Origin of the sequence: Streptomyces sp. Je 1-369 (assembly GCF_026810505.1) — a bacterium.
Lineage (GTDB): Bacteria > Actinomycetota > Actinomycetes > Streptomycetales > Streptomycetaceae > Streptomyces.
On record NZ_CP101750.1, the window covers coordinates 7,901,389 to 7,926,403 of the forward strand.

Genomic DNA, 25,015 nt, shown 5'->3' on the forward strand with positions numbered 1-25,015 from the left:
TGATGGGGGAGCCGACGCTCGGAGTGGAACGAGGGCAACGCTGCACGCTGCCCACCGCGCCGACAAGGCCGTACGGCGTTCGGACGTGTTCGGACCCGTACGCGGCGCGTTCCGAACACGTCCGAACGGGACTGGTGCCGTGACGAGCCGGGACGAAGGGTCCCTGGCAGAGCGGTCGGCCGGGGCGCCGCAGCCCGCGAGCGCCGGTACCCCGGCCGAGTTCGCCGTGGCACTCCGCGCGCTGCGGACCTGGTCGGGACTGACCTACCGTCAGCTGGAGAGCAAGGCGACCGCACACGGCGACACCCTGCCCGCCAGCACGATCGCGACGACCCTCGGCCGGATCACCCTGCCCCGGGAACGGTTCGTCGAGGCCTTCACCCGGGCGTGCGGCCTCGGCGACGACGACGTACTCCAGTGGCTCGGGGCCCGTCGCCGACTCGCCACCGACGACCGCGCGCCGAGCGGTGACCGTGACGACGGCGACAGCGGGGATGCCGTCGCCCCGCCGCCGGTACGGGTGCCGTGGTGGCGCAGGACCGCCGGTCTCGTCGTCGGGGCGGGCCTCGGGATCTTCGGCACGCTCGGCGCCGGCAGCCTCTTCGACGACGCTTCCGCGCCGCCGGTCACCCCGTCCGCGATGCCGGTGACCGGCGTGCGGATTCCGGCCGTGGGCAGCTGGGCGCGGATTCACCCCGCCAGAAGCCCGGAGTTCTGCGTCACCGAAGGAAAGGACCGCACCGGCCGCTACAAGACCGCCGTCGCCGCCCAGCACCCCTGTACGAAGGCGGCCCGGCCCCGCGTGTTCCTCGAACCCGTGGGCAAGGACGTCGTACAGATCCAGTGGCATCACCCGAAGTACGGCATCGGCTGCCTGACGGTCCTGTCGAAGGGGCCGGGCCGCGATCTGCTCGAACCCCGTGAGGACTGTGCCGACGGCAACCGGGCCCAGCAGTTCCGCGTCAGCTCCTTCGGCCCGGCGGTCGCGAAGCACTTCCGCCTCCGTCCCGTCAGCACCGGCCGGTGTCTGAGCCTGCGCGACCAGGACGTCGAAGCCGGTACGGAGGTCGTCCAGGGCCGCTGCTCCGGCGCCGCCGACCAGGAGTTCGGGATCGAAGTGATCCCGCCGCCTTGACGGGGGGCGCCGCAGCATAGACCTCCGGCACAGACGCACTGAGACCGGAGTCGGATCCGGAACGGATCGGGCGGGTATTAGCGTGGACTGGACAGATCGACCGAACAGGATCCGAGGTGCCCGGCCCATGCCAAGCCGCAGCGAGAGCCGTACCCAGCTCATCGAGTCACTCATGGAGCGGTTCCCGCACGTGCCGCGGGAAGCCGTGATCAAGGAGGATCTGCTGCGTGGCGGCATCGCCTTCGACGAGTCGGCGCTCAGCGACAACGAGGGCGGGGAGGTCAAGCCGAAGTCGTACTTCATCTTCTCCTTCGACCACGGGACGCTCCCCGAACTCGGCGCCGCCGCCCTGCGCCGCCCGCCGGAGGAGATCGTCCTCACCGGCGGCCCGTACGACCTGCGCCGCACCGTCGTCTCGGTGCGCGTGAACCCGTCCTCGCCCTACCGGGTCGCCGCCGACGACAACGGCGTGCTCGGCCTGTACCTGGACGGGGCGCGGATCTCCGACGTCGGCCTGCCCCCGATGCCGGACTACTACCGGCACACGCTGGAGAACGGCAAGTCGGTGATGGAGGTGGCGCCCACCATCCAGTGGGGCTACCTCATCTACCTGACGGTCTTCCGGGTCTGCCAGTACTTCGGCGCCAAGGAGGAGTGCCAGTACTGCGACATCAACCACAACTGGCGCCAGCAGAAGGCTGCGGGTCGTCCCTACACCGGCGTGAAGCCGATGGACGAGGTCCTCGAAGCCCTCGCCATCATCGACAAGTACGACACGAACAAGTCGTCCACCGCGTACACGCTGACCGGCGGCGCCATCACCACGCAGCTCCAGGGCAAGGACGAGGCCGACTTCTACGGGCAGTACGCGAAGGCCATCGAGGAGCGCTTCCCGGGCCGCTGGATCGGCAAGGTCGTCGCCCAGGCGCTGCCCAAGGAGGACGTGCAGCGCTTCCACGACTACGGAGTGCGGATCTACCACCCGAACTACGAGGTCTGGGACCCGTACCTGTTCGAGCGGTACTGCCCCGGCAAGGAGCGCTACGTCGGCCGCGACGAGTGGCACCGCCGCATCCTGGACTCCGCGGAGGTGTTCGGGCCGCGCAACGTGATCCCGAACTTCGTCGCGGGCGTCGAGATGGCCGAGCCGTTCGGCTTCAAGACGGTCGACGAGGCCATCGACTCCACCGTGGAGGGCCTGCAGTACTTCATGTCGCGCGGCATCACGCCCCGCTTCACCACCTGGTGCCCGGAGCCCACGACGCCGCTCGGCAAGGCGAACCCGCAGGGCGCGCCGCTGGAGTACCACGTGCGGCTCCTTGAGGCCTACCGCGCGACGATGGAGGCCAACGGCCTCAGCTCGCCCCCCGGCTACGGCCCCGCGGGCCCCGGCAACGCGGTCTTCTCGGTCAGCTCCTTCATGGACAGCCTGCCCGCGGAGAAGGCCGCTCCGGAGGACGCGATTACTCCCGCGACCTCCCACTAGGGGAAGTGTTACGGTCGGGGCGGGTCACGAGTTCCAGTGTCAAGCCCCGGCTCGCTGGACGGCACCCCGCTCCGTCGCGGGTGCCCCGGGTGACGACCCGCCCCGTGCGACGCGCACGGGGAACGGCGGATCACCGGGCCGGCGAGACCCGGGGTCCACGACTCCGGAGGCACCCCATGACGCATTCTCCCGCGCACGACACCCGTGACACCTCGGTCGACGTGCTCCTGTCCTCGTACGACGTCGCGGACGACGGCCGCATCGCGCTGCACGTGCTCGGCCCGACCCGGGGCGTCCCCGAGGCCCTGTGGACGCGCGACCCGCGGCACCTGCGCCGCCTGCTGCGCGACCACAAGGGCCTCGCCCAGTGGCACCCCCACCGCAACGTGCTGAGGCTGCGGAGCGACACGGCGGGCGCCACGCTGGTCGGCGTGGCGGCCGGGACGGGCCACGAAGCCCCTCGCCGCTGACCAAGATCACCGGTTCGTAGGATGACGGCGTGATCCGGGCGCGGGCGGTCCCCGCGTCCGGGCGGCGCGACAGTCAGCCACCCACAGCCGGAGGTCCCCGTGCAGCACCACCCCGTCACCGTCGTCACCGGCGGCAGCCGCGGTATCGGCGCCGCTGTCAGCGCCCGTCTCGCCGAGGAGGGCCACGACGTCGTCATCGGCTACCGCTCCAACGCGGCCGCCGCCGATGAGGCCGCCGACGCGGTCCGCGCCGCAGGTCGCCGCTGCATCACCGTCGAGGTCGACACCGCCGACGAGTCCGACGTCGACCGCCTCTTCGACACCGCCGCCCAGCTCGGCCCGGTCACCGGCCTGGTCAACAACGCCGGGGTGAGCGGCCCCGTCGGGCCCCTCGCCGACGCCGACGCCGAGGGCATGCGCAGGGCGCTCGAAGTGAACGTACTCGGCTATCTGCTCTGCGCCCGGCGCGCGGTGCGGGACATGCAGGCCAACGGCGGCGGCGCCATCGTGAACGTCTCGTCCGCCGCGGCGACGCTCGGTGCCCCCGGCGAGTACGTCCACTACGCCGCCGCCAAGGGCGCCGTCGACACGATGACGGTCGGCCTGTCCAAGGAGGTCGCCGGGGACGGCATCCGGGTCAACGCCGTCGCCCCCGGCGTCATCTGGACCGAGTTCCACGCCGACCCCGAGCGCCCCGCGAAGCTCGCCGCGGGCATCCCCCTCGGGCGCTCCGGGCAACCCTCCGAGATCGCCGCGGCCGTCGCCTGGCTGCTCTCCGACGAGGCCTCGTACGCCACCGGCACCGTGCTGCGGGTCGCGGGCGGACGCTGAGGGCCTGTCTTCGGAACCTCGGTCGACCGCTCGTAGGATTGGCACATGATCAGTGGAGCGGTCGACCTCGCGCCAGGCGTCCTCATCCGGCCCGTCGCGCTCGACGACGCGGAGGCACTCGCCCGCGCCTACCGGCGCAACCGCGACCACCTCGGCCCCTGGGACCCGGACCGTCCCGCCGCCTTCTACACCGCGGAGGGGCAGGCCGAGCGGGTCCGCGTACAGCTGGCGGACGGACAGGCGGGCCGGTCCGCGCACTGGGTCCTGGTGAGCGGCGCCGAGATCGTCGGCCACGCGGCCGTCTCGAACATCGTGCTCGGCCCGGCCCGCAGCGGAAACCTCGGCTACTGGATCGACGCCGAGCACGTGGGCCGCGGCCTCGCCTCCGCCGCCGCACGGCACGCCTGCGCGACGGCGGACACCCAACTCGGCCTGCACCGCGTCGAGGCAGGCACCCTGATGCACAACACGGCGTCGCAGCGCGTGCTGAGGAAGTGCGGCTTCGCGGAGTACGGAGTCGCACCGTCCTTCCTCTTCATCAACGGCGCCTGGCGCGACCACCGGCTCTTCCAGAAGATCCTCAACGACCGTCCCTTGTAGAACGGGCCGAGGTGCGAGACTGGTGTGGTGACGCGGAGCGAGCGGGACACAAAGCGGGACACGGAGCGGGAGACGCAGCGCAAGACCGAGCGGCGCCTGGAGCAGACCATCCTGGAGTTGCTGGACCGCCGTGCCCCGGACGCCACGATCTGCCCCTCGGACGCCGCACGGGCGGTCCACGAAGGGGACGACGACGGTTGGCGCGCACTGATGGAGCCCGCCCGCCGCGCGGCCCGGAAGCTGGTCGAGGCCGGCAAGGTGGAGATCACGCAGGGCGGTGAGCCGGTCGACCCGGCGGACGCCCGCGGCCCGATCCGCATCCGCCGGACCCGGTAGGACTCCGTTCACCCGCTGTGCCGGGCCGTCGGCCATCTGACCGTCGGGCTCTCGGGCTGTCCGGCCGTCGGGCTGTCGGGCTGTCGGGCACAACCATCGGCTGTTTCCGCGTGTCTCCGAGGTGAGTCACGTCCGCGTGCACGTGTTCGACCCCGTGCGCACCCAAGGAGGAACCGTGGGCATCCGCCGACCCGCCCTGTCGACAGCCACTTCGAGAGCCACTTCGACCGCCGTGGCCGCGGCCCTGATCGGTTCGCTCGGCGTGCCGGTCCTCGCGGGCACCGCATCCGCGAGGCCCGTGTCCGCGAAGGACGCCGCCGCCACCGTACGGGAGGACTTCGACGGCGACGGCCACCAGGACGTCGCCGTGGCCGCGCCCGGCGCGACCGTCGGCGGCCACACCTGGGCGGGTTACATCACCATCAGGTACGGATCCGCGCACGGCCTCGACCCCGCCCGCACCACGGTCATCGACCAGAACAGCCCCGGTGTGCCCGGCACCCCCGGCGACAACCAGGGATTCGGCTACGCGATGGTCTCCCGCGACCTGGACGGCGACGGCCTGACCGATCTAGCGGTGGTGAGCCGCGAGTACCGGCCGGAGAACAACGTCGGCGGATCGGTGACCGTCCTGTGGGGCCGGAAGACCGGCATCTCGGGCCAGGACGCCGTGCGCCTCCCCGCACCCGCGAACGCGCAGGTCGGTGAGGACATCACCGCGGGCGATTTCGACGGCGACGGGCACGCGGACCTGTTCATGGGGAACGGCGAGGACCGCGACTACCACGACGTGCTCCACGGCCCCTTCCGGCGTGACGGCGCCCCCGCCCGCGAGCAGCAGGTGAAGGTGTACAGCACGGACAACTTCATCAACTCGACCGCCGCGGGCGACTTCAACGGCGACGGCATCGAGGACCTGGCGACGTTCTACGTCTACGAGAACCATGCCGAGGGCGGCAAGCTGTGGCTCGGCACCAGGACGGGCCTGTCCACCGTCCCGCAGCGCCTCGCCTCGTCGTCGAGCACGGCCGTCGCCGACTTCGACCGGGACGGCAACGCCGACCTTGCCACCCGGGTCTTCCCGAACGGCGACACCGAGGGCACCGAGGAGGACCCCGGAACCGTCAAGATCTACTACGGCTCGTCGTCAGGACCCGGCCAGTCCCGTACGCAGACGATCACGCAGGACACCGCGGGCGTGCCCGGGGCGAGCGAGAAGGGCGACCAGTTCGGCGGCCGCCTCGGCACGGGTGACGCGAACGGCGACGGATACCCCGACCTGGCCGTCGGCGTCCCCGGCGAGGCGATCGGCGCGAAGGCGAAGGCGGGCGCCGTGGTGCTGCTGAAGGGCGGCGAGGACGGGCTCACCGGCAAGGACGCGCAGGCGTTCCACCAGGACACGGCGGGGGTTCCGGGTGCCGCGGAGTCCGGCGACGTGTTCGGCGGTTCGGTACGGCTGCTCGACGTGACCGGTGACGGCAGGGCGGACCTCGTCGCGGGTGCGCCGGGCGAGGACCTGGGTGCCGTCAAGAACGGCGGAGCGGTGTGGCTGCTGCGCGGCGCCGCGGCAGGCCTGACGGCGTCGCAGTCGTCCGCGCAGAACCCGACGGACATCGGGGCACCGGCGCCGAAGGCGCTGTTCGGCCTGAACCTGAGCGGGGACAACGGCACCGGAACGGTGATCCCCTGAGGGGGACCCTGGTTGCGGGCCCCGCGTCGTCGCTCAGAGCCTGTGTCATAACCCCGGCCGGGGTTATGACACAGGCTCTCAGGAGCGTGCTCGTCCCGGGCGGCGTGCGGTGCGGTCCGGGTCCGGGTCCACCCGCTGGATCCGGGCACGCCGCACGACCTCGGGCCCCGTCTCGGCGGCCTTGCGGACCAGGGCACGCCCGTCCCATTCGGTGGGCCAGCCCTGCCACAGCCGCAGCCTGCCGTCCACGAAGACCGCGCTGATCTGGTCGCGGTCGGCCATCCGTACCAGCTCCCACGACAGGTCGTACGACGGAGTGAGCTCGGGCACCCGGAGGTCGACGAGCAGGAAGTCGGCCGCCTTGCCGACGGCGATCTCGCCCGTCACCTTGCCGAGTCCGACGGCGTCGGCGCTCAGCGAGGTGGCGTGGGTGAGCCACACGCGGCCGACGCCGCACGCGGAGTCGCCGGACATCAGGCCGTAGGACAGCCGCTGGGCGCTCTCCGCTGCGTCGACCAGGCGGAAGCCGTTGCCGCGGGTGCCGTCGGTGCCGGTGCCGAAGCGGATGCCCATGGCGTGCCACATCAGGGCGTGCGCGACGGCATTGCCCTTCCAGGCGCTGGCCACCGGGTTGTAGCTGACCGCGGCGCCGGTGTCGGCGAGCATGCGCATCTCGTCGGGGGTGAGCAGGGTGGCGTGGGAGCCGAGGGTGTGCGCGTTGAGGGCGCCGATGTGGTGCAGGTACGACAACGGGCGCCGCCCCACGCTCTTGAGGGAGCGCTCCACGGAGGCCAGGTGCTCGTTGACGTGGACCTGGAAGACCGCGTCGGCGTCCGCGCACAGCTCGGCGGTCTTCTTCAGCACGTCCGCGGTGGCGTCCTCGGGGACGGGTATCGCCAGCGAGGGATGGATCAGCCGTGAGCTCCGGAACCGCTCCAGATGCTCCTCTCCTCCCTTGCCGTTGGAGACGACCTTCGACAGCACGCAGCGCAGCCCGGCCTCCTCGGCGGCCTCGGCGATGACGCCCACGTCGACGGGCGCGCGGGTGCCCGCGTCGGCGGCGGTGGTGAACCCGCCGCGCAGCGCCTCCAGGGCGGCGAGCTTCGCCGAGAGGTGCGCGGTCTCCTCGTCCAGGGCGTGTTCCAGTGGCTCCCAGACGGTCTTGAAGATCTCCGAAGGCTGCCCGAACGCCTGGGCCTTGCCGAAGCTCTGCGTCAGATGGTGGTGGGCGTCCACGAAGCCGGGCATGAGCAAGTGGCCCTTGAGGCGCACCTTCTTGGCGTCGCGGTGCGCGTCGGTGAGCTTGCGGACCGGTCCGACGGCACGGAAGGTGCCGTCCTGGACGAGCACCGCGCGGTCCTTGACGGGCCCTTCGGGGAGGAGGACGACGTCGGGTACGAGCAGCAGTTGCCGGGCGCGGAAGTCGTCGGGGCCGAAGGTGCCGTGGCTGTCGTGCCCGTCGTGCCGGTCGCGTTCGGCGGCGGCAGCAGGCATCGCGCCGGTCGCACCGAGAAGGCCGCCGGTGCCCGCCAGCCCGGCCCCGACGACGAAACCGCGACGTCCTACGCCGCGTGACCTGGCACCGGCACCGGCACCGGCACTGGCACCGTCATTGTCATCGCCGCCGACTCCGATGTCGCGGCCCTCGTCCGCGTACTCGTTCTCCACCGCACGCTCCTTCGGCGTTTCGCACAGGGAAAGCCCGGCCGCACGGGGCGGCCGGGCCGGGGCGGCTGACCTTAAGCGAGTCCGTCAGGCGGAACAAGGGTTTCGGCAAACGGAAAGGGAAGGAGGGGTTCGGGACGGCGGCCGAGGCGGCGGCCGAGGTGGCGGAGGAGGTGGCGTAACGGGTCCGCGCTCTCCGCCCACCGCAGGCCACGCCCGTCATCGCAGGTCAGGGCAGGTGGCGTAACGTCACGGAAATGTTGGCGCCCTAGTTTCGACGGATGTCAGGCCCCGTGAACCCCCCGCCCACCGAACAGGCACCGCCGATACGGCCGATGCCGCAGAACCCGCAGCGGACCCGCGCGGACCGGGCCCGGCAGGTCGCCGAGGTGTTGCGCCGTCAGATCGCCTCCGGGGCGTTCGCGTCGGGCATGCTGCCGGACGAGCGGACCCTGATCGCCGACTTCGAGGTCTCACGCAACACCGTTCGCGAGGCGCTGGGCGTGCTGCGCGGCGAAGGTGTGGTCGAGCGGCGCCAGGGCGTCGGCACGGTGATCGTACGGAGGCCCTACGAACACACCCTGGAGCAGCTGACCGGCCTCGCCGAAGCGTTGGGCACGCACGGCGAGGTGGTCAACCAGGTGCGGGTCGCCGACCTGGTGCGCCCGCCCGGCGAAGTGGCGCGCAGGCTGAACGTCCCCGACGGCGGACGGGTGGTCCACATCGAACGCCTGCGGCTGCTGGACGGCGTACCGCTCTCCCTCGACCTGACCTACCTGGCCGCGGACATCGGCGAGCCGCTGCTCACGGCCGACCTGGCGGGACGGGACCTGTTCGGACTCATCGAGCAGTCCGTCGGCGGCCGGCTCGGTTCCGCGAGCGTCACCATGCACGCGGTCGGCGGCGACCCGCACACGTGCGCGCTGCTCGACATCCCGGCAGGCTCGGCGCTGTTCACCGTCGAACGCCTGACGAGGCTGCCCGACGGGCGTCCGGTGGACCTGGAGTTCCTGCGCATCCGAGGCGACCGACTGGCCTTCCGGGCCGAGCTGGTCCGGACGGGAGGCGGCGCACGATGACGTCCGAGACACGCGGCCCCGGCTCCGGCTCTCTTCCCGCCCCCGCCCCCGCCCCCGGCTCCGTCCCCGGCCCGTTGACCGTCGCAGTGATGTGCCTGTGCGTCACCCTGGTCGTCGGCATGGTCTCCGCCGTGAACCTCGCCGTCCCCGCGCTGTCGCGCAGCACGCCGCACCCGTCGGCGGAGTCGGTGATGTGGGTGGTCGACGGCTACGTGGTGTTCTTCGCCTGCCTGCTCATCCCGGGCGGCGCACTCGCCGACCGGTTGGGCCGCAAACGGGTGCTGTCGGCCGGCATGGGCCTGTTCACCGCGGGCTGCGTGCTGTGCGCCGTGGCGCCGGGCGTCGGCACGGTGATCGCGGGCCGGGTCGTCAGCGGTGTGGGAGCCGCCGCGGTGCTGCCGACGACGCTGGCCCTGATGGTGGGCGGCGCGCCGAGCCACCGTCGGCCACGGCTGGTCGCGGTGTGGGCGTCGATGACGGGCCTGGCGGCCGTGCTGGGCAACGTCGGCGGCGGCGCGGCGTTGCAACTCGGCTCGTGGCGCGCGCTGTTCTGGTGCGTGGTGCCGCTGTCCGTGGTGGCGCTCGTCCTGGTGCTGGCGTTCTCCCCTGCGCCCCCGCGGCACGACCGCCCGCTCTCCGTGGTGTCGGCGGGCCTGCTGACGGCCGGCTTCCTCTCACTCCTGTCGGGCATCGTGTCCGGCCCCGAGGCCGGGTGGGGCAGCGCGCGGGTGCTGGCCGGGTTCGCGGCGGCGGTGGTGCTGCTCGCGGCCTGGGCGGTCCGTGAGCTGCGGCACGAGCACCCGATGCTGGACCCCCGGCTGTTCGCCGTGCCCGTGGTGCGGGCGGGCGCGGTCGGCATGGCGCTGGTGTTCCTGGGGATGTTCGGCCTGTTCTACGTCAACGGGCAGTACTTGCAGTACGCCAAGGGGTACTCGCCGCTCGGGGCGGGGGTGCGGCTGCTCCCGATGGCGGGGGCGCTGCTGCTCGCGCCGCGCTGCGCGGTGGCGCTGGAGCGGCGCGTCGGCCCCCGGCTGACACTCGGGTCGGGGCTCGCGGTGCTGGCGGCCGGTCTGGGCACGGTGTCGCTGGTCGGCCCGAGCACGCCGTACCCCCTGTACGCGCTCGGGGCGACGCTCAGCGCGGCCGGATGCGGCCTGGCGACGCCGCTGTTGTCGCACGGCATGATGTCCGCGCTGCCCGCGCACCGGGCCGGAGTCGGCTCGGGGCTGCAGAGCCTGGCGCGGGAGCTGGGCAGCGCGCTGGGCGTTGCGGTCAGCGGCAGCGTGGTGACCCAGGTGTTCACCGCGGGCCTCCCGGCCCCGCTGCACGGCCCCGACGCGCCGACGACCGTCCCGGCGGCGGAACAGGCGCTGGCGGCACAGGAGTTGGCGGGACATGAGTTGGCCTCCGCCGATCTGCGGCACGCAGTCGTCGCCGACTTCACCACCGCCCTCGACACCGCCATGCGGGTGCTGGCCGTGCTGGTGGTGACGGTCGGCGCGCTGGTCGTCGCGTGGTACCCGGTCAGGCGCGGTCGTGAAGCGTGACGTGATAGCCGTCCGGGTCGGCGAAGGTGAACGTCCGGCCGAAGGGGCCGTCGACCGGCGCGGACACGATGGTGTGACCGTCGGCGACGAGGGCGTCGTGAATGGCCTGGACGCCGGTGGCGTGGAGCCAGATCGCGGCACCGATGCCGGGCTGGGCGACGGATGAGAGATCGGTGCCGGGAACGATCTCGCGGAGTGCGAACGCGATCGGCTCCGTCTCGAAGACGACGGCGTGCGGAGGCCCGGCCTGCGAGCGGACGACGCCGAGGTACTGCTCGTAGAAAGCCTGGGAGGCCGCGAGGTCGCGCGCCTGGAGCGAGATGAAGTCGGGACCGGTGACGGGCATGGTGAAGCTCCTTCTCTTCGTGTCAGATTACTGACACGGGAAAGGTATGTCAGAATCCTGACATGAGTCAAAAGGGTGCCGGCGTCGACCTGGACAAGTCATTGGGCTACCTGCTGAAGGAGGCTTCGAGCGCCCTCCGCGCGGCCATGGAGGAAGTGCTGCGTCCGCTCGGGATGAGCGTGACGCACTACTCCTGCCTCGAACTGCTGGCTCAACGGCCCGGGCTGTCGAACTCCGAGCTCGCGCGTGGCGCGTTCGTGACCCGGCAGACGATGAACGTGCTGCTCCAGGCCCTGGAGCGGGATGGCTACGTGACCAGGCCCGCGGAGGCGCCCGTCGGCAAGGCGCTGCCCGCGCGGCTCACGCGGAGCGGTCGGGAGAGCCTGGAGAAGGCGACCGTGGCGGTCCGCTCCGTCGAGGTCGGAATGCTGGCGGGGATGACCGCGGCCGAGCAGGAAGCGGCGTTCCGGAGCCTGCGGAGCATGATCCGTTCCCTGCGTGACGGAGGCGACGGCGCATAGCGATCCGGGCCCCGGGGCGCACCGCCCTTGTCATTTCCGTGCCTTGACGCCCTCCCGGCCGCTGTAGCACGCTGCCGCGGTGATCACTCGTGAGCGGGATCCGGCGCGACGGCCCGTGCTCGCCGTGGTTCAGGGCACCTCCGGGACCAAGGCCCTGGTGGCCTGCCCGGAGCGTGGTGTGATCGGGACGGGCGCCACGCCGGGCGGCGCCAAGTGCACGTACGGGACCGGGGCGTTCCTGCTCGCGCGGACCGGTGCGCGCCCGTGCCGCGGCGACTCCGGTCCGGTCAGCTGCGTCGCCCGGCGCCTCGGGGGCCGGAGCAGTTACTGCCTCGACGGGAGCGTTCATGCTCCTCAACCGCCGCGTGAGCGAAATGCGTTCAGTGGGGAAGACTCACCTGGTGACGACGAGCCGCGGCACCCTGCGCACCCATCACCTCGTCAACGCCGCCGGGCTGCACGCCGACACCGTCGACCGGCTGCTCGGCCATGAGGCCTTCACTGTCACCCCGCGCAGGGGGCAGCTCATCGTGTACGACAAGTTCGCCCGTGACCTCGTACGGCACATCCTGCTGCCCGAGGCGCGGGCCTGGACCTCTCCGAACCCCGCGATCCGTAGCCGGTCCGTATGCCGAACCTCGGCGAGGCCTTCCCGCGCCCCTACCAGCGCGCCGACCTCATAGTGGCCGACCCGGCGTACGGCGACATCGTCCGCCACTGCGAGCGCGTGACGCGCGGTGAGATCCGCGACGCCCTCGCGGCCACGGTCCCGCCCGGCTCGCGGGACGGCCTGCGGCGGCGCACACGGCCACGGGGCGGGCGCTGCCAGGGCTTCTACCGCGGTGCCGAGGTGCGGGAACTCTACGAACGGGGTGCGGAAATGGGTACCGGATGAGGCGCGAGCGCATCGTCGACGTCCTGGTCGTCGGCGCGGGGCCCGCGGGTCTCGCCACGGCGGCCGGGCTCGCCGCGTCGGGCGTCGGCGAGGTCGAGGTGGTGGACCGGGAGCGGCAGGCGGGCGGCATTCCGCGGCACTGTCTGCACGGCGGTTTCGGACGCCTCGGGATGACGGGCCCGCAGTACGCGGAGCGGTGCGTGGCGGCGGCCGTCGGCACCGGAGCCGTCCTGCGGACCGGCGTCAGCGTGACGGCGTGGGCGGCGCCGCTCACCGTCGACACCTCGAGCCCCCGGGGCCTGGAGCGCATCACCGCCCGCGCGGTCGTCCTCGCCACTGGCGCCCGCGAACGGTCCCGCGCCGCCCGCCTGGTCCCCGGCACCCGGCCCGCCGGTGTGTACACCACGGGCGAACTCCAGCAGGCCGCCGACCTCCACCGGCAGCGGATCGGGACGCGCGCCGTCGTGGTCGGCGCGGAACCGGTGAGCTTCACCGCCCTTGACACCCTGCGACGGGCCGGGGTGGCCGTCGCCGCACTGGTCACCGAGCACCCGCGCCACCAGGCACGACCTGCCCGCGCCCTCGACGCGCGGCTGCGGCACGGCGTGCCGCTGCTCACCGACGCCACCGTGGTGGAACTCCTCGGCCGCGGCCGGCTCTCCGGGGTCGGGCTCCGGCACCGGGACGGCAGGACGGCACACGTCGCCTGCGACACCGTCGTCTTCACCGGCGACTTCGTCCCGGACCACGAACTCGCGCGGCGCGCGGGCCTGTTGCTGGACCCCGGCACGCGCGGCCCCGCCGTCGACGGCGCCTTCCGGACCGACGGGCGCGGCGTCTTCGCGGTCGGCAACGTGCTGCACGCCGCCGAACCGGCACGCGCGGTGACGCGCGAGGGAACCCTGGCGGCGGAGGCCGTGCGGCGCTACCTCGCCGACGGCGACTGGCCCTCGGCGTCGGTGCGGCTCCGGGTCGCCGCGCCGCTCGCCTGGATCGCCCCGAACCGCCTCACACCGGACGAACCGACCGGCGTGTTCACGCTCCGCACGACCGAGTTCGTCGCACGTCCGACGCTGGTGATCACGCAGGACGGCAGGACCCTGCACCGCACACGCTCACGCCGCCCGGCCGTCCCGAACCGGCCCTTCCAGGTCTCCGGGTGCTGGACGGGCCGGGTGGACGTCAGGGGCGGCGCGGTCCGGATCGCGCCGGCCTGACGCTCGTCAGCGAGCTGGGGCGGGACGGTGAGGCATAAGGGGCTCTTCCCCTGAGCCCCACACCCCGCATAGACTCCAAAACTAGCAGCGCTAATTTACGTACGCCTGCGCGCTGAGCAACCCGCACAACCGAAGCAGCGTGACCCGCAGAACGATCCGGAGCCGTATCGTGCGCACCGTCCACTTCGCCGCCGCCCGCCGCACCCCCATCGGGAAACTCCGCGGCGCCCTCTCCTCCGTACGCCCCGACGACCTCGCGGCGGCCGTCGTGAAGGGACTCCTCGCCGACATCCCCCAGCTCGATCCCGCCCGGATCGACGACATCTACTGGGGCGCCGCCAACCAGGCGGGGGAGGACAACCGCAACGTCGCGAGGATGGCAGCCCTCCTCGCTGGGCTCCCCGAATCCGTGCCCGGCGCCACCGTCAACCGGCTCTGCGCCTCCGGCCTCGAAGCCGTCACCACCGCCGCGCGCACCGTCGCCGCGGGCGACGCGGACATCGTCCTCGCGGGCGGCTCCGAATCGATGAGCCGCGCCCCCTTCGTGCTGCCCCGCCCCGACGAGGCGCTGCCGCACCGCATGGAGACCGCCGACACCCGCCTCGGCTGGCGCCTCACGAACCCGAGGATGAAGGACCTGCACGGCGTCCTCGCGATGGGCGAGACCGCCGAGGAGGTCGCGGGGCGGTACGGCGTCTCGCGCGAACGCCAGGACGCCTTCGCGCTCCGCAGCCACCAGCACGCGGCGGCCGCCCGCAAGAGCGGCCACTTCGACGACGAACTCCTCCCCGTCACCCGGCCGGACGGCGTCGTCGTCGACACGGACGAGTGCGTGCGCGAGGACACCTCGTACGAGAAGCTCAGCGGCCTGCGCCCCGTCTTCCGCAAGGACGGCACCGTCACCGCGGGCAACGCGTCGCCGATGAACGACGGCGCGGCCGGACTCCTGATCGTCAGCGAGGAGGCCCTGAACGACCTCGGCCTCGAATCCCTCGGGCGGTACGCGGCCGGGGCATCGGCGGGCGTCCACCCGGACGTCATGGGTATCGGACCCGTACCCGCCACGCAGAAGGTGCTCGCCCGCGTCGGCTGGCGCGTCGACGACCTTCAGGAGGCCGAGTTCAACGAGGCGTTCGCCGCCCAGGCGCTCGCCTGCGTCGATGCCCTCGGCATCGACCCCGAGCTCGTCAACCCGTCCGGCGGAGCCATCGCCCTGGGCCACCCGCTCGGCTGCTCCGGCGCCCGCATCCTCACCACCCTGCTGCACCGGATGCGCCGCACGGGCGCCACGCGCGGCCTCGCCACGATGTGCGTCGGTGTCGGGCAGGGCAGCGCGCTCCTGGTCGAGCGCGACTGAGAGCCCGCCTGACGGCGGCGCCGTGCGCCGCCGTAGAGAACGGCCCCCACAGCCGCAAGCCGCAAGCCGCAAGCCGCAAACCGGAAGCCGAAGGCTGGTTACCGGCAGCCGCAGCCGGTAACCGGAAGCCGCACTTCGCAAGCCCCTCGGAAACGGAGCCTCCACCCTCATGGCCACGCTCTCCCTCGCCGCGATCCTCGCCGAGCCCGCCCGCCGCCACCCGGACCGCACCGCACTCGTCGAGGGTGAACTGCGCCTCACCTTCAGGGAGTTGTGGCGCGAGGCCCGCGCCCAGGGTGCCGCGCTCGCGAAGCTCGGCGTGCGGCCCGGGGACCGCGTGGCGCTCATGGCACCGAACACCGCCGAGTTCCCCAAGGCGTACTACGCCATCCTCGCCGCGGGCGGCGTCGTCGTCCCCGTCCACCTGCTGCTCTCCGCCGAGGAGGTCGAGCACGTCCTGCGGGACAGCGGCGCCACCCTGCTCCTCTGCCATCCCGCCCAGGCGGCGACCGGCGCGGCGGCCGCCGAAGCGACCGACGTACGCATGGTGCGACTCGGCGGCGACGGCGAGCTGGAGGCCTTGGCGGGCGCCACCGAACCCCTCACCACCTACGCCACGCGCGACGCCGACGACCCCGCCGTCGTCTTCTACACCAGCGGTACCACGGGCGTCCCCAAGGGAGCCGTGCTCAGCCACTTCAACCTGGTGATGAACGCGACCGTCAACGCCTTCGACGCCAACGACATACGCCCCGACGACACCGCACTCGGCGCGCTCCCCCTCTTCCACGCCTTCGGCCAGACCGTCTCCATGAACTCGACGTGGCGGGCGGGCGCCACCCTCGTCCTGCTGCCGCGCTTCGACGCCGCGCGGGCCATCGAGCTGATGGTCGAGGAGAACGTCAACACCTTCCACGGCGTCCCCACCATGTACGTGGGCCTGGTGGCCGCCGCCGAGGCCGCGGAGAAACTGCCCGAGCTGCGGATCTGCATCTCCGGCGGCGCCTCGCTCCCCGTCGCCGTACTCGAACGCTTCGAGAAGGCCTTCGGCACGCCCGTGTACGAGGGGTACGGGCTCTCCGAGACGTCCCCGACCGCGTCCGTCAACCAGCCCGACTTCGGCACCCGCCCCGGCACCATCGGCCACCCCCTCTGGGGCGTCGACGTGGAGATCGCCCGCGCCGACGTCGACGACCGCGTCGAACTGCTGCCCACCGGCGAACTCGGCGAGGTCGTCATCCGCGGCCACAACGTCTTCTCCGGCTACCTCGGCCGCCCCGAGGCGACCGCCGAGGCCCTGGTCGACGGCTGGTTCCGCAGCGGCGACCTCGGCACCAAGGACGCAGACGGCTTCCTCGCCATCGTCGACCGCAAGAAGGACGTCATCATCCGCGGCGGCTTCAACGTCTACCCGCGCGAGGTCGAAGAGGTCCTGATGCGCCACCCGTCCGTCGGGCAGGCCGCCGTGATCGGCCTGCCCGACCCGGTGCACGGCGAGGAGATCTGCGCGGTCGTCGTCGCGGCCGCCGATGCGGCGACGCCCGCGCTGGCGGAGACGATCATCGAGTGGTCCAAGGAGCACCTGGGCCGCCACAAGTACCCGCGCCTGGTCGAGTTCACCGACGAACTCCCGCTCGGCCCGAGCATGAAGGTCCTCAAGCGGGAACTGCGGGCCCACTACAGCGCGTAGGAATCCCCCTGTGGGAGCGCGACGCGGTGGTGCGTACGTCGATCACCTACGAGGCGCCGTCGAGAACCTGCCGCAGTCGCAGCGCGAACTCGTCCGGCTTCCCCGGATATCCGAACTCTCCGTCGAGGAAGCCGCCGTGGTGACTCGGGAACACGGTCACCCGCAGCCCGAGCAGCTCGGCGGCCGCCAGGGACGTGCGTCCGGTCAGCACGTTCTCGGACTCCTCGCCCACGGCGATCACGACGCGGGTCGGTGCGGCGGCGATCGCGTCGGCATCCGGCCGGTAGCCGCTGACGGCCCATGACCGGTCGGACAGCAGCGGATCGTCACGCGAACCGTCGTCCTCCGCGGGCATCCCGAACGTGGCGGGATCGGGCTCCGGCTGTGCGAAGTACGCGTCGGTGAACTCCCCCTCCCACGAGGTCATGGCCACGAAGGCGGCCATCCCGGCCCCCCACCCCCGCTTCTCGTACGCGTCCCGGACCCCGGCCCGGGCCCGCACGGCCGCCGGGCCGTCCGGAGTGAGGGTGAGGAGCGGCGGCTCGTGCGCGACCAGAGTGGTCACGTCGGCGGGATACCGCGCCACGACCGCGAGCGCGGTGACCGCTCCGCCACTGCTGGCGAACATCTCGACCGGCCCGGCCCCGAGCGCCTCGATGACGGCGTGCACGTCATCGGCCTGGGTCTGCGGAGTGTGATCGACCCGCCCGTCCTTACGGGTGCTGCGACCGAGCCCGCGCGGGTCATAGGTGACCACGGTCCGCTCGGGGAAGCGCGCGGCGAGCGCGCGAAAGCCGGTGGCGTCCATGGGCTGCCCGATCATGAACAACGGCGGGCGTCCGTCGCTGCTCGGCAACGGCCCTCGCACGTCATGAACGAGGTCGGCGCCAACGGTCTCGAGTGTGTGTGTCTCCATACCCGTGCAGACCGCCCCCGCCCGGCAAACTCATCGGCGGCCGGCAACCGTGGTGGCGCCCGCCGTCTCCGGTGAGAGCCCCTGATCCAGGTCCTCCGCGAGCAACCGCTTGGCGATCACGTCGACCGCCGCGGCGAGCTCCTTGTCCGCGGGCCGGCCGATGTCCTTCCGGATCTCCTCGCCCAGCCAGGACGCCCACGCCTTGGAGATCACCTCCGCCTCGCGCGCCCCGGCGGACGTGTGCGAGAAGTACGTACCGGTACGCGTCAGATACCCCTCCTCGACCATGCGGTCGAAGACGGGCACCAGAACCTCCGGTGGAATCCTGCGCCGGGCGGCGATCAGCCCCAGGCTCGCGTGCCCGACCATCCGCGTGAACAGCGACACCTGCATGACGGCCCAGGCGCCCGCGATGTCGAGCCGCGTGTCGGAGTCCCTGATGATCCCGCGCGCGGTGGTCATGCCGACGTCGCGGATGATGGCGGCGACGCTCCGCTCCAGTACGTGCCCGGGGTCCCCGCTCGAAGGCTGCGCGAAGCCCTCGCCCATGTCGGGCGCGCCCATGCGCGCGCTGTCGCGCAGCTCGACCTGCTTGAGGAACAGCGCCACCAGGAACCCGAGGAGCGCGACCGGGACAGTCCACAGGAAGACGGTGTGCAGACTGTCCGCGTAAGCCTTCACGACGGGCGCGGCGGCGGCAGCGGGCAGTTCATGCAGTCCCTCCGGACTCTGTGCGGCCTTGCCGATGGCGACCGGATCACCACCGCTCGCCCGCGAGGCCGCGGCGACCCCGTCCTTGAGGTTCGGCGTCAGCGTGTTGGCGTAGATCGTGCCGAACACCGCCGTGCCGAACGAGCTGCCCAGCGTGCGGAAGAACGTGACGCCGGACGTCGCCGTGCCCAGATCCGCGTACGCGACGGTGTTCTGCACGGCGATCGTCAGGACCTGCATGCACAGCCCGATGCCGGTGCCGAGCACGAACATGTACAGCGACTCCAGCCACGTACTGGTGGCGCTCCCCATCAGCGACAGCAGATACAGCCCGAGCGCCATCACGAGCGCCCCGACGATGGGGAAGATCCGATACGTCCCGGTCTTGCTGACGACGTTGCCGCTGAAGATGGAGGCGATGAGCAGCCCGATCACCATGGGCAGTGTCCGCACGCCCGAGATGGTGGCGGAGTCCCCGTCGACGTACTGCAGATAGGTCGGCAGGAACGTCATCGCGCCGAGCATCGCGAAGCCCACGATGAAGCTGAGGATCGAGCAGACGGTGAAGACCGGATTGCCGAACAGCCGCATCGGCAGCATGGGTTCGGCGGCCCTCGTCTCGACGACGCAGAACAGCGCCAGCGCGACGAGACCGCCGACGAAGAGCCCGATGATCGTCGGCGACCCCCACGCGTACTGGTTGCCGCCCCAACTCGTCGCGAGGATCAGCGCGCTCGCGCCCACGGCGACGAGCGCGATGCCGAGATAGTCGATGACGGGCCGCACCGCCGACTTCACGACGGGAATGGTCCGGGCGGCCGCGAGCACCACGACGATCGCGATGGGCACATTGACGTAAAACGCCCACCGCCAGCTCAGATGATCAGTGAACAGCCCACCCAACAACGGCCCGATCACGGTGGACACGCCGAAGACGGCACCGATGGCACCTTGGTACTTGCCGCGCTCGCGCAACGGGATGACGTCGGCGATCAGCGCCATGGACGTCACCATCAGGCCGCCCGCGCCGATGCCCTGCATCGCACGCCAGGCGATCAGCAGCGTCATGTTCGTCGACAGGCCGCACAGGAAAGACCCGGTGATGAAGATGACCGCCGAAACCTGAAAGACGACCTTTCGCCCGAACAGGTCACCGAACTTACCGACGAGCACCGTGGCGACGGTCTCCGCGAGCAGATACGACGTGACGACCCACGACATGTGCTCCGCCCCGCCCAGATCCGACACGATCGTCGGCAGCGCGGTACCGACGATGGTCTGATCGAGGGCGGCGAGCAGCATCCCCAGCATGATCGTCACGAAGACGACGTTGCGCCGCCGCCGATCCAGAACGGGCGGCGCCTGCGCTTCGGCGGAACCGGGGCTGGACGCGGGCACGGCCGACTGATCGGTGGTGGTCACACGGCCAGCCTCACACCGGGGCGGGGGGTGTGCATGTGGGGTGAGGCCGGTTCGGTGACGGCCGGCACCCGAGGCGCCCGAGGCCGGCTCACTCCCTACGGTCCGACCCCGCACTGTCGGCCCCCGCATCGTCGGCCCTTGCATTGTCGGCCTCCGCACTGTCGGCCCCCGCACTGTCCGGCCTTACCGGTCGCAGCCGAGGCGCATGGGCCGCCGCGTCCACGGCCACCCCCTCACGCTCCAGGACCTCGGCCAACGCCTCCGCCCACGCCACCAACGCGGCGACGCCGATCCCGTACGGCCGCTCCCGCCCGTTCCGCGCGCTCCAGTCAGCAACCGCCCCGGCCCCGCGCAACAGCAACCGCGCCCCACCCTTGGTATTGCCGCGCGCCGAGTGCGTCAGCCCGACGGCAAGCTGCGCCAACCCCTGCCAGAGGCCCCGCTCACCTTCGGGCCCCGACTTCCACGCGTCCTCGAACACCTCGTGCGCGTGAAAGGGCTGCCCGGCGTCCAACAACGCCTGCGCCTCGCCCACGGACTCCTCCGGCGACCGCACGACCCCCTCCGGCTGCCGCGGCACGCCCTCGGCCCCATGGGGCAGGGGCCGCCCGAGCCCGTCGCGGGGCCGCTGATTACGGGCCCGTCCTTCCTCGTCACGGTCGCGCTCACGGCCACTGTCGTACGGTCCAGGTGCAGAGCTCATACGCCGATTGTCGCGCGTCCCTGACGGCAGTCACCGCAGGACGGAGCACCCTTCGACGTGGGGTAGAGTTCTACCTGTGATCACGCGGAACACACACCGCGACGAACACACCGGGACGTGGCGCAGCTTGGTAGCGCACTTGACTGGGGGTCAAGGGGTCGCAGGTTCAAATCCTGTCGTCCCGACTCGTAAGAGTCGCAGGTAGGGGTCATCTTCGGATGGCCCCTTCTTCGTGTTCGGGAGCGGATCCGGGAGTCGCGCCGCTTGCAGCAGGTGACCTCATGGCGTTGACGTACGGTTCGTCGCGGACGAGCTCGTGACCGGGCGAGCGGTGCCCGAGCTTCGGCGGTGCCGCCTGGGCATCCTGTGACGCTTGGGCGGCTGTGCGGGCGGGCTCGGGGTGACCGGGAATGGGTCTGGCCGAAGGGCTGCCGCGACCTTACGTTGCGCCTATGAATGAGCTGCGCAAACGGAAGTACGAGCGCTGGTTCCGTGCCGCGGACGTCGATGGCGACGGTGCGATCACGCGGCAGGACGTCGTCCTGATGAGCGAACGCTACGTCCGGGCCAGGGGCATCGGCCCCGACTCGCCTCAGGCACAGCAGATGTACGAGACCATGCGTCGGTTCTGGGAGACCGTCATCGCTCCCGTCGACACCGACAAGGACGACAGGGTGACATCGGCGGAGATGACACAGGCCTTCGTCGCCATGTTCGTCGACCGTGCCCGCTACCCCGAAGAGCTCGCTCCGGTCGCCGACCACTTCTTCGACCTGGCCGACAGTGACGGTGACGGCGCGATCAGTCTGATCGAGTTCACGCACATCTTCGGCAGCACGGGGCGGGCCGGTGACGACGAGTGCGCCGAGGTGTTCAACGCGCTCGACCTCGACGGCTCCGGAGCGCTGTCGCGGGCCGAGTACCACCGGGCCGCGTCCGAGTTCTTCTACGGGGAGAATCCCGACGCGCCGGCCAACCATCTCTTCGGGCGGCTCCACTGAGGGGCTGCTAAGGGGCTGCTGAGGGGGCTACGAGCGGTCGTACGGCGTGAAGTGCGCGGGGGTGTGGGCGATGGGGAGGGCCGGGCGCCAGGCCGTCAGGATCTGGGCGCTGCACACGAACAGGCCGTCCGGTCCTCGAAGCGGTCGGCGAGGATCCACCCGCCGCCGAGGCCGAACACCGGCATGAAGAGCATCGTGACGGCCGCCACCGGGGCGAACTCACGCGCGACGGGGATCTCGTAGCCGGGGTCGAAGCGGAGCCCCACGTGTTCCACTCGCGTCAGGAAGAACCATCCGGCGATCAGCATCAGCCCGCTCGCCAGCAGCAGAAAAGCCGGTGTAGCTGAGGGTGAGTTTGAGGCGCACGCTCAGGCCCGGCTCCCTAAGCACGGGTGCTTCCCTCGCCGCCGAGCTCGGGCCGCACCGTAGCGATGCGGTAGCCGACGCCCGGCACGGTGGCGATGACCCACGGTTCGCCGAGCCGCTTGCGCAGCGCCGAGACGGTGATGCGTACGGCATTGGTGAACGGGTCCGCGTTCTCGTCCCACGCGCGTTCGAGGAGCTCCTCGGCGCTGACGACACCGCCTTCCGATGCGATGAGCACTTCCAGTACGGCGAACTGCTTCCTGGTCAGGGCGATGAAGCGGTCGTCCCTGTACACCTCCCTGCGGAACGGGTCGAGGCGCAGACCGGCGATCTCCCGTACGGGAGGCCTGCTGTGGGCCCGTCTGCGATCGAGGGCCCTGAGCCTGAGCGCGAGTTCACGGAGCTCGAACGGTTTCGTGAGGTAGTCGTCGGCTCCCAGCTCGAATCCGGAGGCCTTGTCGTCGAGACGGTCGGCCGCGGTGAGCATGAGGATCGGCATGCCGCTGCCGGACGCGACGATGCGGCGGGCGATCTCGTCGCCGGACGGGCCGGGGATGTCCCTGTCGAGGACCGCGATGTCGTAACCGTTGCAGTCGAGCAGTTCCAGAGCGGTGTCGCCGTCGCCCGCGATGTCGGCCGCGATCGCCTCCAGGCGCAGGCCGTCCCGGATGGCCTCCGCGAGATAGGGCTCGTCTTCGACGATCAGCACACGCATGTGCTCAGCGTACGAGTCGACGCATATCGTCGACGTATCGAAAACCGCATACGTGTCGGCAACAGCGCATTGCTTTCACTGGCGGCATGACTCGAATTCCAGCATCCGCACGGAGAGCACGGACGACGCGCCGCGGGGGTCGAGGGCTGATCGTTGTCGGGCTGATGGTCGGCGTCATCGCGGTGATCGCCGCGGCAGTCCTCGTCCGTCCGGCGCCGACGTCGTCGTCCGGGTCGTCCCGGTCGTCCTTCACCGCGTCTTCCGCGGCGCCGGAAGGCGAACGCACTGCACCGGCGGGGGAGTCGGACGGTGTTGTACCGCATGACGTGACCGTATTCGACGACTCGAGTCCGGCCGTGGCCGGACTCGATACGGATTTGCGCGCGGCGCTCCGCGAGGCAGCCACCGCCGCTGCCACAAACAGCGGCGTCGAATTCCGCGTCAACAGCGGGTGGCGTTCCACGGAATACCAGAATCAGCTCCTCCGCGAAGCGGTCGCGGAATACGGGTCCGAAAGCGAGGCCGCCCGTTGGGTGGCCACCGCGGAGACGTCCCCGCATGTGGCGGGGGACGCGGTCGACATCGGGGGAGCCGACGCGACGACGTGGCTGTCCGGGCACGGTGCCGCGTACGGGCTGTGCCAGATCTACCGCAACGAGCCCTGGCACTACGAGCTGCGCACGGACGCGGCGGACCGCGGCTGCCCGCGGATGTACGCCGACCCCACGCACGACCCGAGGATGCGGCAGCAGTGAGCAACGGCGAACGAGGACGGACGATGACGCGGGTGGACGTGGCGGAGAAGGTGCGAGATGTCCGCGCGCAGGGTGATCGTGCGGCGGATACGCGGGGGACTCGGCGTCCCCGCGTCAGCCACCCGTCGATACGTTCCCTCCGCCGCCGGGGACCGTGGAAGCGCGGCCTGGTGACCGCGGCACTCGCGCTCGCGCTGGGCCTGCTCATGCTGCTGCACGAGCGGATCACCGACCGGGGTGGCGTCGGCAGCCTGCTGGAGACGTTCCTGCCGTGGTTCGGTCTGGGCGTACCCGTGCTGCTCGTCATCGCGCTGTGGCGCCGCTCCGCCTCCGCGGCGATCGCGCTGCTCCTGCCGGTCACGGCGTGGCTGAGCCTCTTCGGCGGGCTGCTCGGAGACAGGTCCCAGCCGGGCGGTGACCTCATCGTGGTCAGTCACAACGTCGCCGCCGAGAACGCCGACCCGGTCGGTACCGCCCGCGCCCTGGCAGCCTCCGGAGCGGACGTGCTGGCGCTGGAGGAGATCAGTGAGGAGGCCAGGGGGACGTACGAGAAGGAGCTGGCGAAGGCGTACCCGCACCACACCGTGCAGGGCACGGTCGGGCTGTGGAGCCGGTCGCCGCTCTCCCACACGCGGCCGGTCGACACCGAGCAGGACGTCGGCCCTCTCGGCGACAGCAAGCCGCCGTCGGCCAAACTGACCGGCAACAGGGCGCTGCGCACCACGGTGGCGACGGGCAAGGGTCCCGTCGCCGTGTATGTAGCTCATCTCGGCTCCGTACGGGTGACCTCGGACGGAGGCTTCGGTACGGCCACGCGGAACAGGAACGCCCAGGCACTCGCCCACGCCCTCGCCGCCGAGCGGAACGAGCGGGTGGTGCTGCTCGGCGACCTGAACGGAACCGTGGACGACCGCGCCCTCGGCGGCATCACCTCGCAGCTGCACTCCGCCCATGACGAGGCGGGGAACGGCTTCGGGTTCAGCTGGCCCGCGAGGTTCCCCGTGGCGCGGATCGACCAGATTCTGGTCCGCGGGGTGGAGGCGAAGAGCGCGTGGCAGCTCCCGGAGACGGGCAGCGACCACTTGCCGGTGGCGGCCGCGATCAGCTGGTGACCCGGCGGAGCCGGATCAGGCCCCCTCGGGAGTGATCAGGCAGAAGGGATGGCCGACGGGATCCTCGTAGACGCGGTACCCGACCGGCTTGTCCGAACCATCCAGCAGCGTCGCACCGAGGGCGAGTACCTGGGCCTCGGCCGTATCGAGGTTCGTGACCATCACGTCGATGTGCATGTGCGCAGGACGCGTGGCATCCGTCCACCGCGGCGCGCGATAGTCCTCCACCCGTTGGAACGCGACCACCGGGCTGCCCGCCGCGTTCTGGAGCACAACGTAGTCGCCGGTGTCCGGCTGCCGTGTGAGCGACAGCAGCTTCTCGTAGAAACCGGCGAGTTCGTCAGGGTCGGGGCAGTCGATGACAACGGTGTACAGGTGTCCGATCATGCGGCTCACTCTGCCATCGGCCCGCGAGCGGGCGGCACTTCGCGGTGTGGCCGGAATCCAAC

At 71.6% G+C, this 25,015-nt stretch carries 26 protein-coding genes, 1 tRNA gene, 2 pseudogenes and 1 riboswitch; of the genes and pseudogenes, 20 read left to right on the forward strand and 9 right to left on the reverse strand.

What is annotated here, in order from left to right; translation table 11 throughout:
* The first annotated feature begins 139 nt into the window (after positions 1–139).
* From NOO62_RS35020 to NOO62_RS35050, 7 genes are all read left to right on the forward strand, one after another.
* Complete coding sequence (locus NOO62_RS35020) at positions 140–1,135, forward strand: XRE family transcriptional regulator (protein ID WP_268774811.1); 996 nt, start codon at positions 140–142, stop codon at positions 1,133–1,135.
* Positions 1,136–1,262: 127 nt separating this feature from the next.
* On the forward strand, positions 1,263–2,621 hold the full coding sequence (locus NOO62_RS35025; protein ID WP_268774812.1) for a radical SAM protein: 1,359 nt from the start codon (positions 1,263–1,265) through the stop codon (positions 2,619–2,621).
* 22 nt (positions 2,622–2,643) lie between these two features.
* Positions 2,644–2,753: riboswitch (SAM riboswitch) on the forward strand.
* A gap of 44 nt (positions 2,754–2,797) precedes the next feature.
* Entirely contained in the window at positions 2,798–3,091 is a 294-nt protein-coding gene (locus NOO62_RS35030; RefSeq protein WP_268774813.1) for a hypothetical protein, read from the forward strand.
* A 99-nt stretch (positions 3,092–3,190) separates the two neighbouring features.
* Entirely contained in the window at positions 3,191–3,922 is a 732-nt protein-coding gene (locus NOO62_RS35035; protein WP_268774814.1) for an SDR family NAD(P)-dependent oxidoreductase, read from the forward strand.
* Between the two features lie 45 nt (positions 3,923–3,967).
* On the forward strand, positions 3,968–4,522 hold the full coding sequence (locus NOO62_RS35040; protein ID WP_268774815.1) for a GNAT family N-acetyltransferase: 555 nt from the start codon (positions 3,968–3,970) through the stop codon (positions 4,520–4,522).
* Positions 4,523–4,549: 27 nt separating this feature from the next.
* The gene (locus tag NOO62_RS35045; RefSeq protein ID WP_268774816.1) at positions 4,550–4,858 is read left to right on the forward strand and encodes a DUF3253 domain-containing protein; all 309 of its coding nucleotides are present in this window, start codon (positions 4,550–4,552) and stop codon (positions 4,856–4,858) included.
* A 175-nt stretch (positions 4,859–5,033) separates the two neighbouring features.
* On the forward strand, positions 5,034–6,548 hold the full coding sequence (locus NOO62_RS35050) for an FG-GAP and VCBS repeat-containing protein (protein WP_268774817.1): 1,515 nt from the start codon (positions 5,034–5,036) through the stop codon (positions 6,546–6,548).
* A 78-nt stretch (positions 6,549–6,626) separates the two neighbouring features.
* On the opposite strand, the gene NOO62_RS35055 is transcribed toward NOO62_RS35050, so the two are convergent.
* Positions 6,627–8,042: an amidohydrolase family protein gene (locus NOO62_RS35055; RefSeq protein WP_414931036.1), complete on the reverse strand. Its 1,416-nt coding sequence runs from the start codon at positions 8,040–8,042 to the stop codon at positions 6,627–6,629.
* A gap of 452 nt (positions 8,043–8,494) precedes the next feature.
* Here NOO62_RS35055 and NOO62_RS35060 point away from each other — a divergent pair, with 452 nt between their 5' ends.
* Together NOO62_RS35060 and NOO62_RS35065 are read left to right on the forward strand one after the other, a co-directional pair.
* Entirely contained in the window at positions 8,495–9,292 is a 798-nt protein-coding gene (locus tag NOO62_RS35060) for a GntR family transcriptional regulator (protein WP_268774819.1), read from the forward strand.
* A complete protein-coding gene (locus NOO62_RS35065) occupies positions 9,289–10,839 on the forward strand; it encodes an MFS transporter (protein WP_268774820.1) in 1,551 nt (516 codons plus the stop codon). The genes NOO62_RS35060 and NOO62_RS35065 overlap by 4 nt, the downstream gene beginning before the upstream one ends.
* Here the strand turns inward: NOO62_RS35065 and NOO62_RS35070 are convergent.
* Positions 10,817–11,185, reverse strand: a complete 369-nt coding sequence (locus NOO62_RS35070; protein ID WP_268774821.1) for a VOC family protein — start codon at positions 11,183–11,185, stop codon at positions 10,817–10,819. The two genes, NOO62_RS35065 and NOO62_RS35070, sit on opposite strands and share 23 nt — an antisense overlap.
* A 62-nt stretch (positions 11,186–11,247) precedes the next feature.
* Here NOO62_RS35070 and NOO62_RS35075 point away from each other — a divergent pair, with 62 nt between their 5' ends.
* From NOO62_RS35075 to NOO62_RS35100, 7 genes and pseudogenes are all read left to right on the forward strand, one after another.
* Positions 11,248–11,706 (forward strand): MarR family winged helix-turn-helix transcriptional regulator, encoded by a 459-nt coding sequence (locus tag NOO62_RS35075; protein WP_268774822.1) that lies wholly within the window; start codon positions 11,248–11,250, stop codon positions 11,704–11,706.
* Between the two features lie 82 nt (positions 11,707–11,788).
* A pseudogene (locus tag NOO62_RS39350) lies at positions 11,789–12,055 on the forward strand (hypothetical protein); the annotation flags it as partial.
* 25 nt (positions 12,056–12,080) lie between these two features.
* Positions 12,081–12,389, forward strand: coding sequence for a hypothetical protein (locus NOO62_RS39355; RefSeq protein WP_414930937.1), 309 nt, complete (start codon positions 12,081–12,083; stop codon positions 12,387–12,389).
* The gene (locus NOO62_RS39360; RefSeq protein ID WP_414930938.1) at positions 12,335–12,601 is read left to right on the forward strand and encodes a hypothetical protein; all 267 of its coding nucleotides are present in this window, start codon (positions 12,335–12,337) and stop codon (positions 12,599–12,601) included. The genes NOO62_RS39355 and NOO62_RS39360 overlap by 55 nt, the downstream gene beginning before the upstream one ends.
* The gene (locus NOO62_RS35090) at positions 12,598–13,818 is read left to right on the forward strand and encodes an NAD(P)/FAD-dependent oxidoreductase (RefSeq protein WP_268774823.1); all 1,221 of its coding nucleotides are present in this window, start codon (positions 12,598–12,600) and stop codon (positions 13,816–13,818) included. The genes NOO62_RS39360 and NOO62_RS35090 overlap by 4 nt, the downstream gene beginning before the upstream one ends.
* Before the next feature lie 169 nt (positions 13,819–13,987).
* Positions 13,988–15,175 (forward strand): thiolase family protein, encoded by a 1,188-nt coding sequence (locus NOO62_RS35095; RefSeq protein WP_268774824.1) that lies wholly within the window; start codon positions 13,988–13,990, stop codon positions 15,173–15,175.
* Between the two features lie 169 nt (positions 15,176–15,344).
* Positions 15,345–16,865 carry a long-chain-fatty-acid--CoA ligase gene (locus NOO62_RS35100; RefSeq protein ID WP_268774825.1) on the forward strand — a complete coding sequence of 507 codons (1,521 nt, stop codon included), beginning with the start codon at positions 15,345–15,347 and terminating at the stop codon, positions 16,863–16,865.
* A gap of 46 nt (positions 16,866–16,911) precedes the next feature.
* On the opposite strand, the gene NOO62_RS35105 is transcribed toward NOO62_RS35100, so the two are convergent.
* The 3 genes from NOO62_RS35105 to NOO62_RS35115 form a co-directional block, all read right to left on the reverse strand.
* The gene (locus NOO62_RS35105; RefSeq protein ID WP_268774826.1) at positions 16,912–17,781 is read right to left on the reverse strand and encodes an alpha/beta fold hydrolase; all 870 of its coding nucleotides are present in this window, start codon (positions 17,779–17,781) and stop codon (positions 16,912–16,914) included.
* A gap of 30 nt (positions 17,782–17,811) precedes the next feature.
* On the reverse strand, positions 17,812–19,914 hold the full coding sequence (locus NOO62_RS35110) for an MDR family MFS transporter (RefSeq protein ID WP_414930939.1): 2,103 nt from the start codon (positions 19,912–19,914) through the stop codon (positions 17,812–17,814).
* Positions 19,915–20,002: 88 nt separating this feature from the next.
* Positions 20,003–20,617: a DUF309 domain-containing protein gene (locus NOO62_RS35115; RefSeq protein ID WP_268774827.1), complete on the reverse strand. Its 615-nt coding sequence runs from the start codon at positions 20,615–20,617 to the stop codon at positions 20,003–20,005.
* Positions 20,618–20,728: 111 nt separating this feature from the next.
* On the opposite strand from NOO62_RS35115, the gene NOO62_RS35120 reads away from it, so the two are divergent.
* Together NOO62_RS35120 and NOO62_RS35125 are read left to right on the forward strand one after the other, a co-directional pair.
* Positions 20,729–20,802 (forward strand) — tRNA-Pro (locus tag NOO62_RS35120).
* Positions 20,803–21,069: 267 nt separating this feature from the next.
* Positions 21,070–21,618 (forward strand): EF-hand domain-containing protein, encoded by a 549-nt coding sequence (locus NOO62_RS35125; RefSeq protein WP_268774828.1) that lies wholly within the window; start codon positions 21,070–21,072, stop codon positions 21,616–21,618.
* Between the two features lie 27 nt (positions 21,619–21,645).
* Here the strand turns inward: NOO62_RS35125 and NOO62_RS35130 are convergent.
* From NOO62_RS35130 to NOO62_RS35140, 3 genes and pseudogenes are all read right to left on the reverse strand, one after another.
* Positions 21,646–21,756: pseudogene (locus NOO62_RS35130) on the reverse strand (methyltransferase); the annotation flags it as partial.
* Positions 21,714–21,926, reverse strand: coding sequence for a hypothetical protein (locus NOO62_RS35135; protein ID WP_268775986.1), 213 nt, complete (start codon positions 21,924–21,926; stop codon positions 21,714–21,716). The gene NOO62_RS35135 and the pseudogene NOO62_RS35130, both read right to left, overlap by 43 nt.
* Before the next feature lie 74 nt (positions 21,927–22,000).
* A complete protein-coding gene (locus NOO62_RS35140) occupies positions 22,001–22,699 on the reverse strand; it encodes a response regulator transcription factor (RefSeq protein ID WP_268774829.1) in 699 nt (232 codons plus the stop codon).
* A gap of 86 nt (positions 22,700–22,785) precedes the next feature.
* Between NOO62_RS35140 and NOO62_RS35145 the strand changes: the two genes are divergently transcribed.
* Both NOO62_RS35145 and NOO62_RS35150 read left to right on the forward strand, forming a co-directional pair.
* Complete coding sequence (locus NOO62_RS35145; RefSeq protein WP_268774830.1) at positions 22,786–23,454, forward strand: M15 family metallopeptidase; 669 nt, start codon at positions 22,786–22,788, stop codon at positions 23,452–23,454.
* 23 nt (positions 23,455–23,477) lie between these two features.
* Positions 23,478–24,566, forward strand: a complete 1,089-nt coding sequence (locus NOO62_RS35150; RefSeq protein WP_414930940.1) for an endonuclease/exonuclease/phosphatase family protein — start codon at positions 23,478–23,480, stop codon at positions 24,564–24,566.
* 15 nt (positions 24,567–24,581) lie between these two features.
* Here the strand turns inward: NOO62_RS35150 and NOO62_RS35155 are convergent, their stop codons facing one another.
* A complete protein-coding gene (locus NOO62_RS35155) occupies positions 24,582–24,953 on the reverse strand; it encodes a VOC family protein (protein ID WP_268774832.1) in 372 nt (123 codons plus the stop codon).
* Between the last annotated feature and the right edge of the window lie 62 nt (positions 24,954–25,015).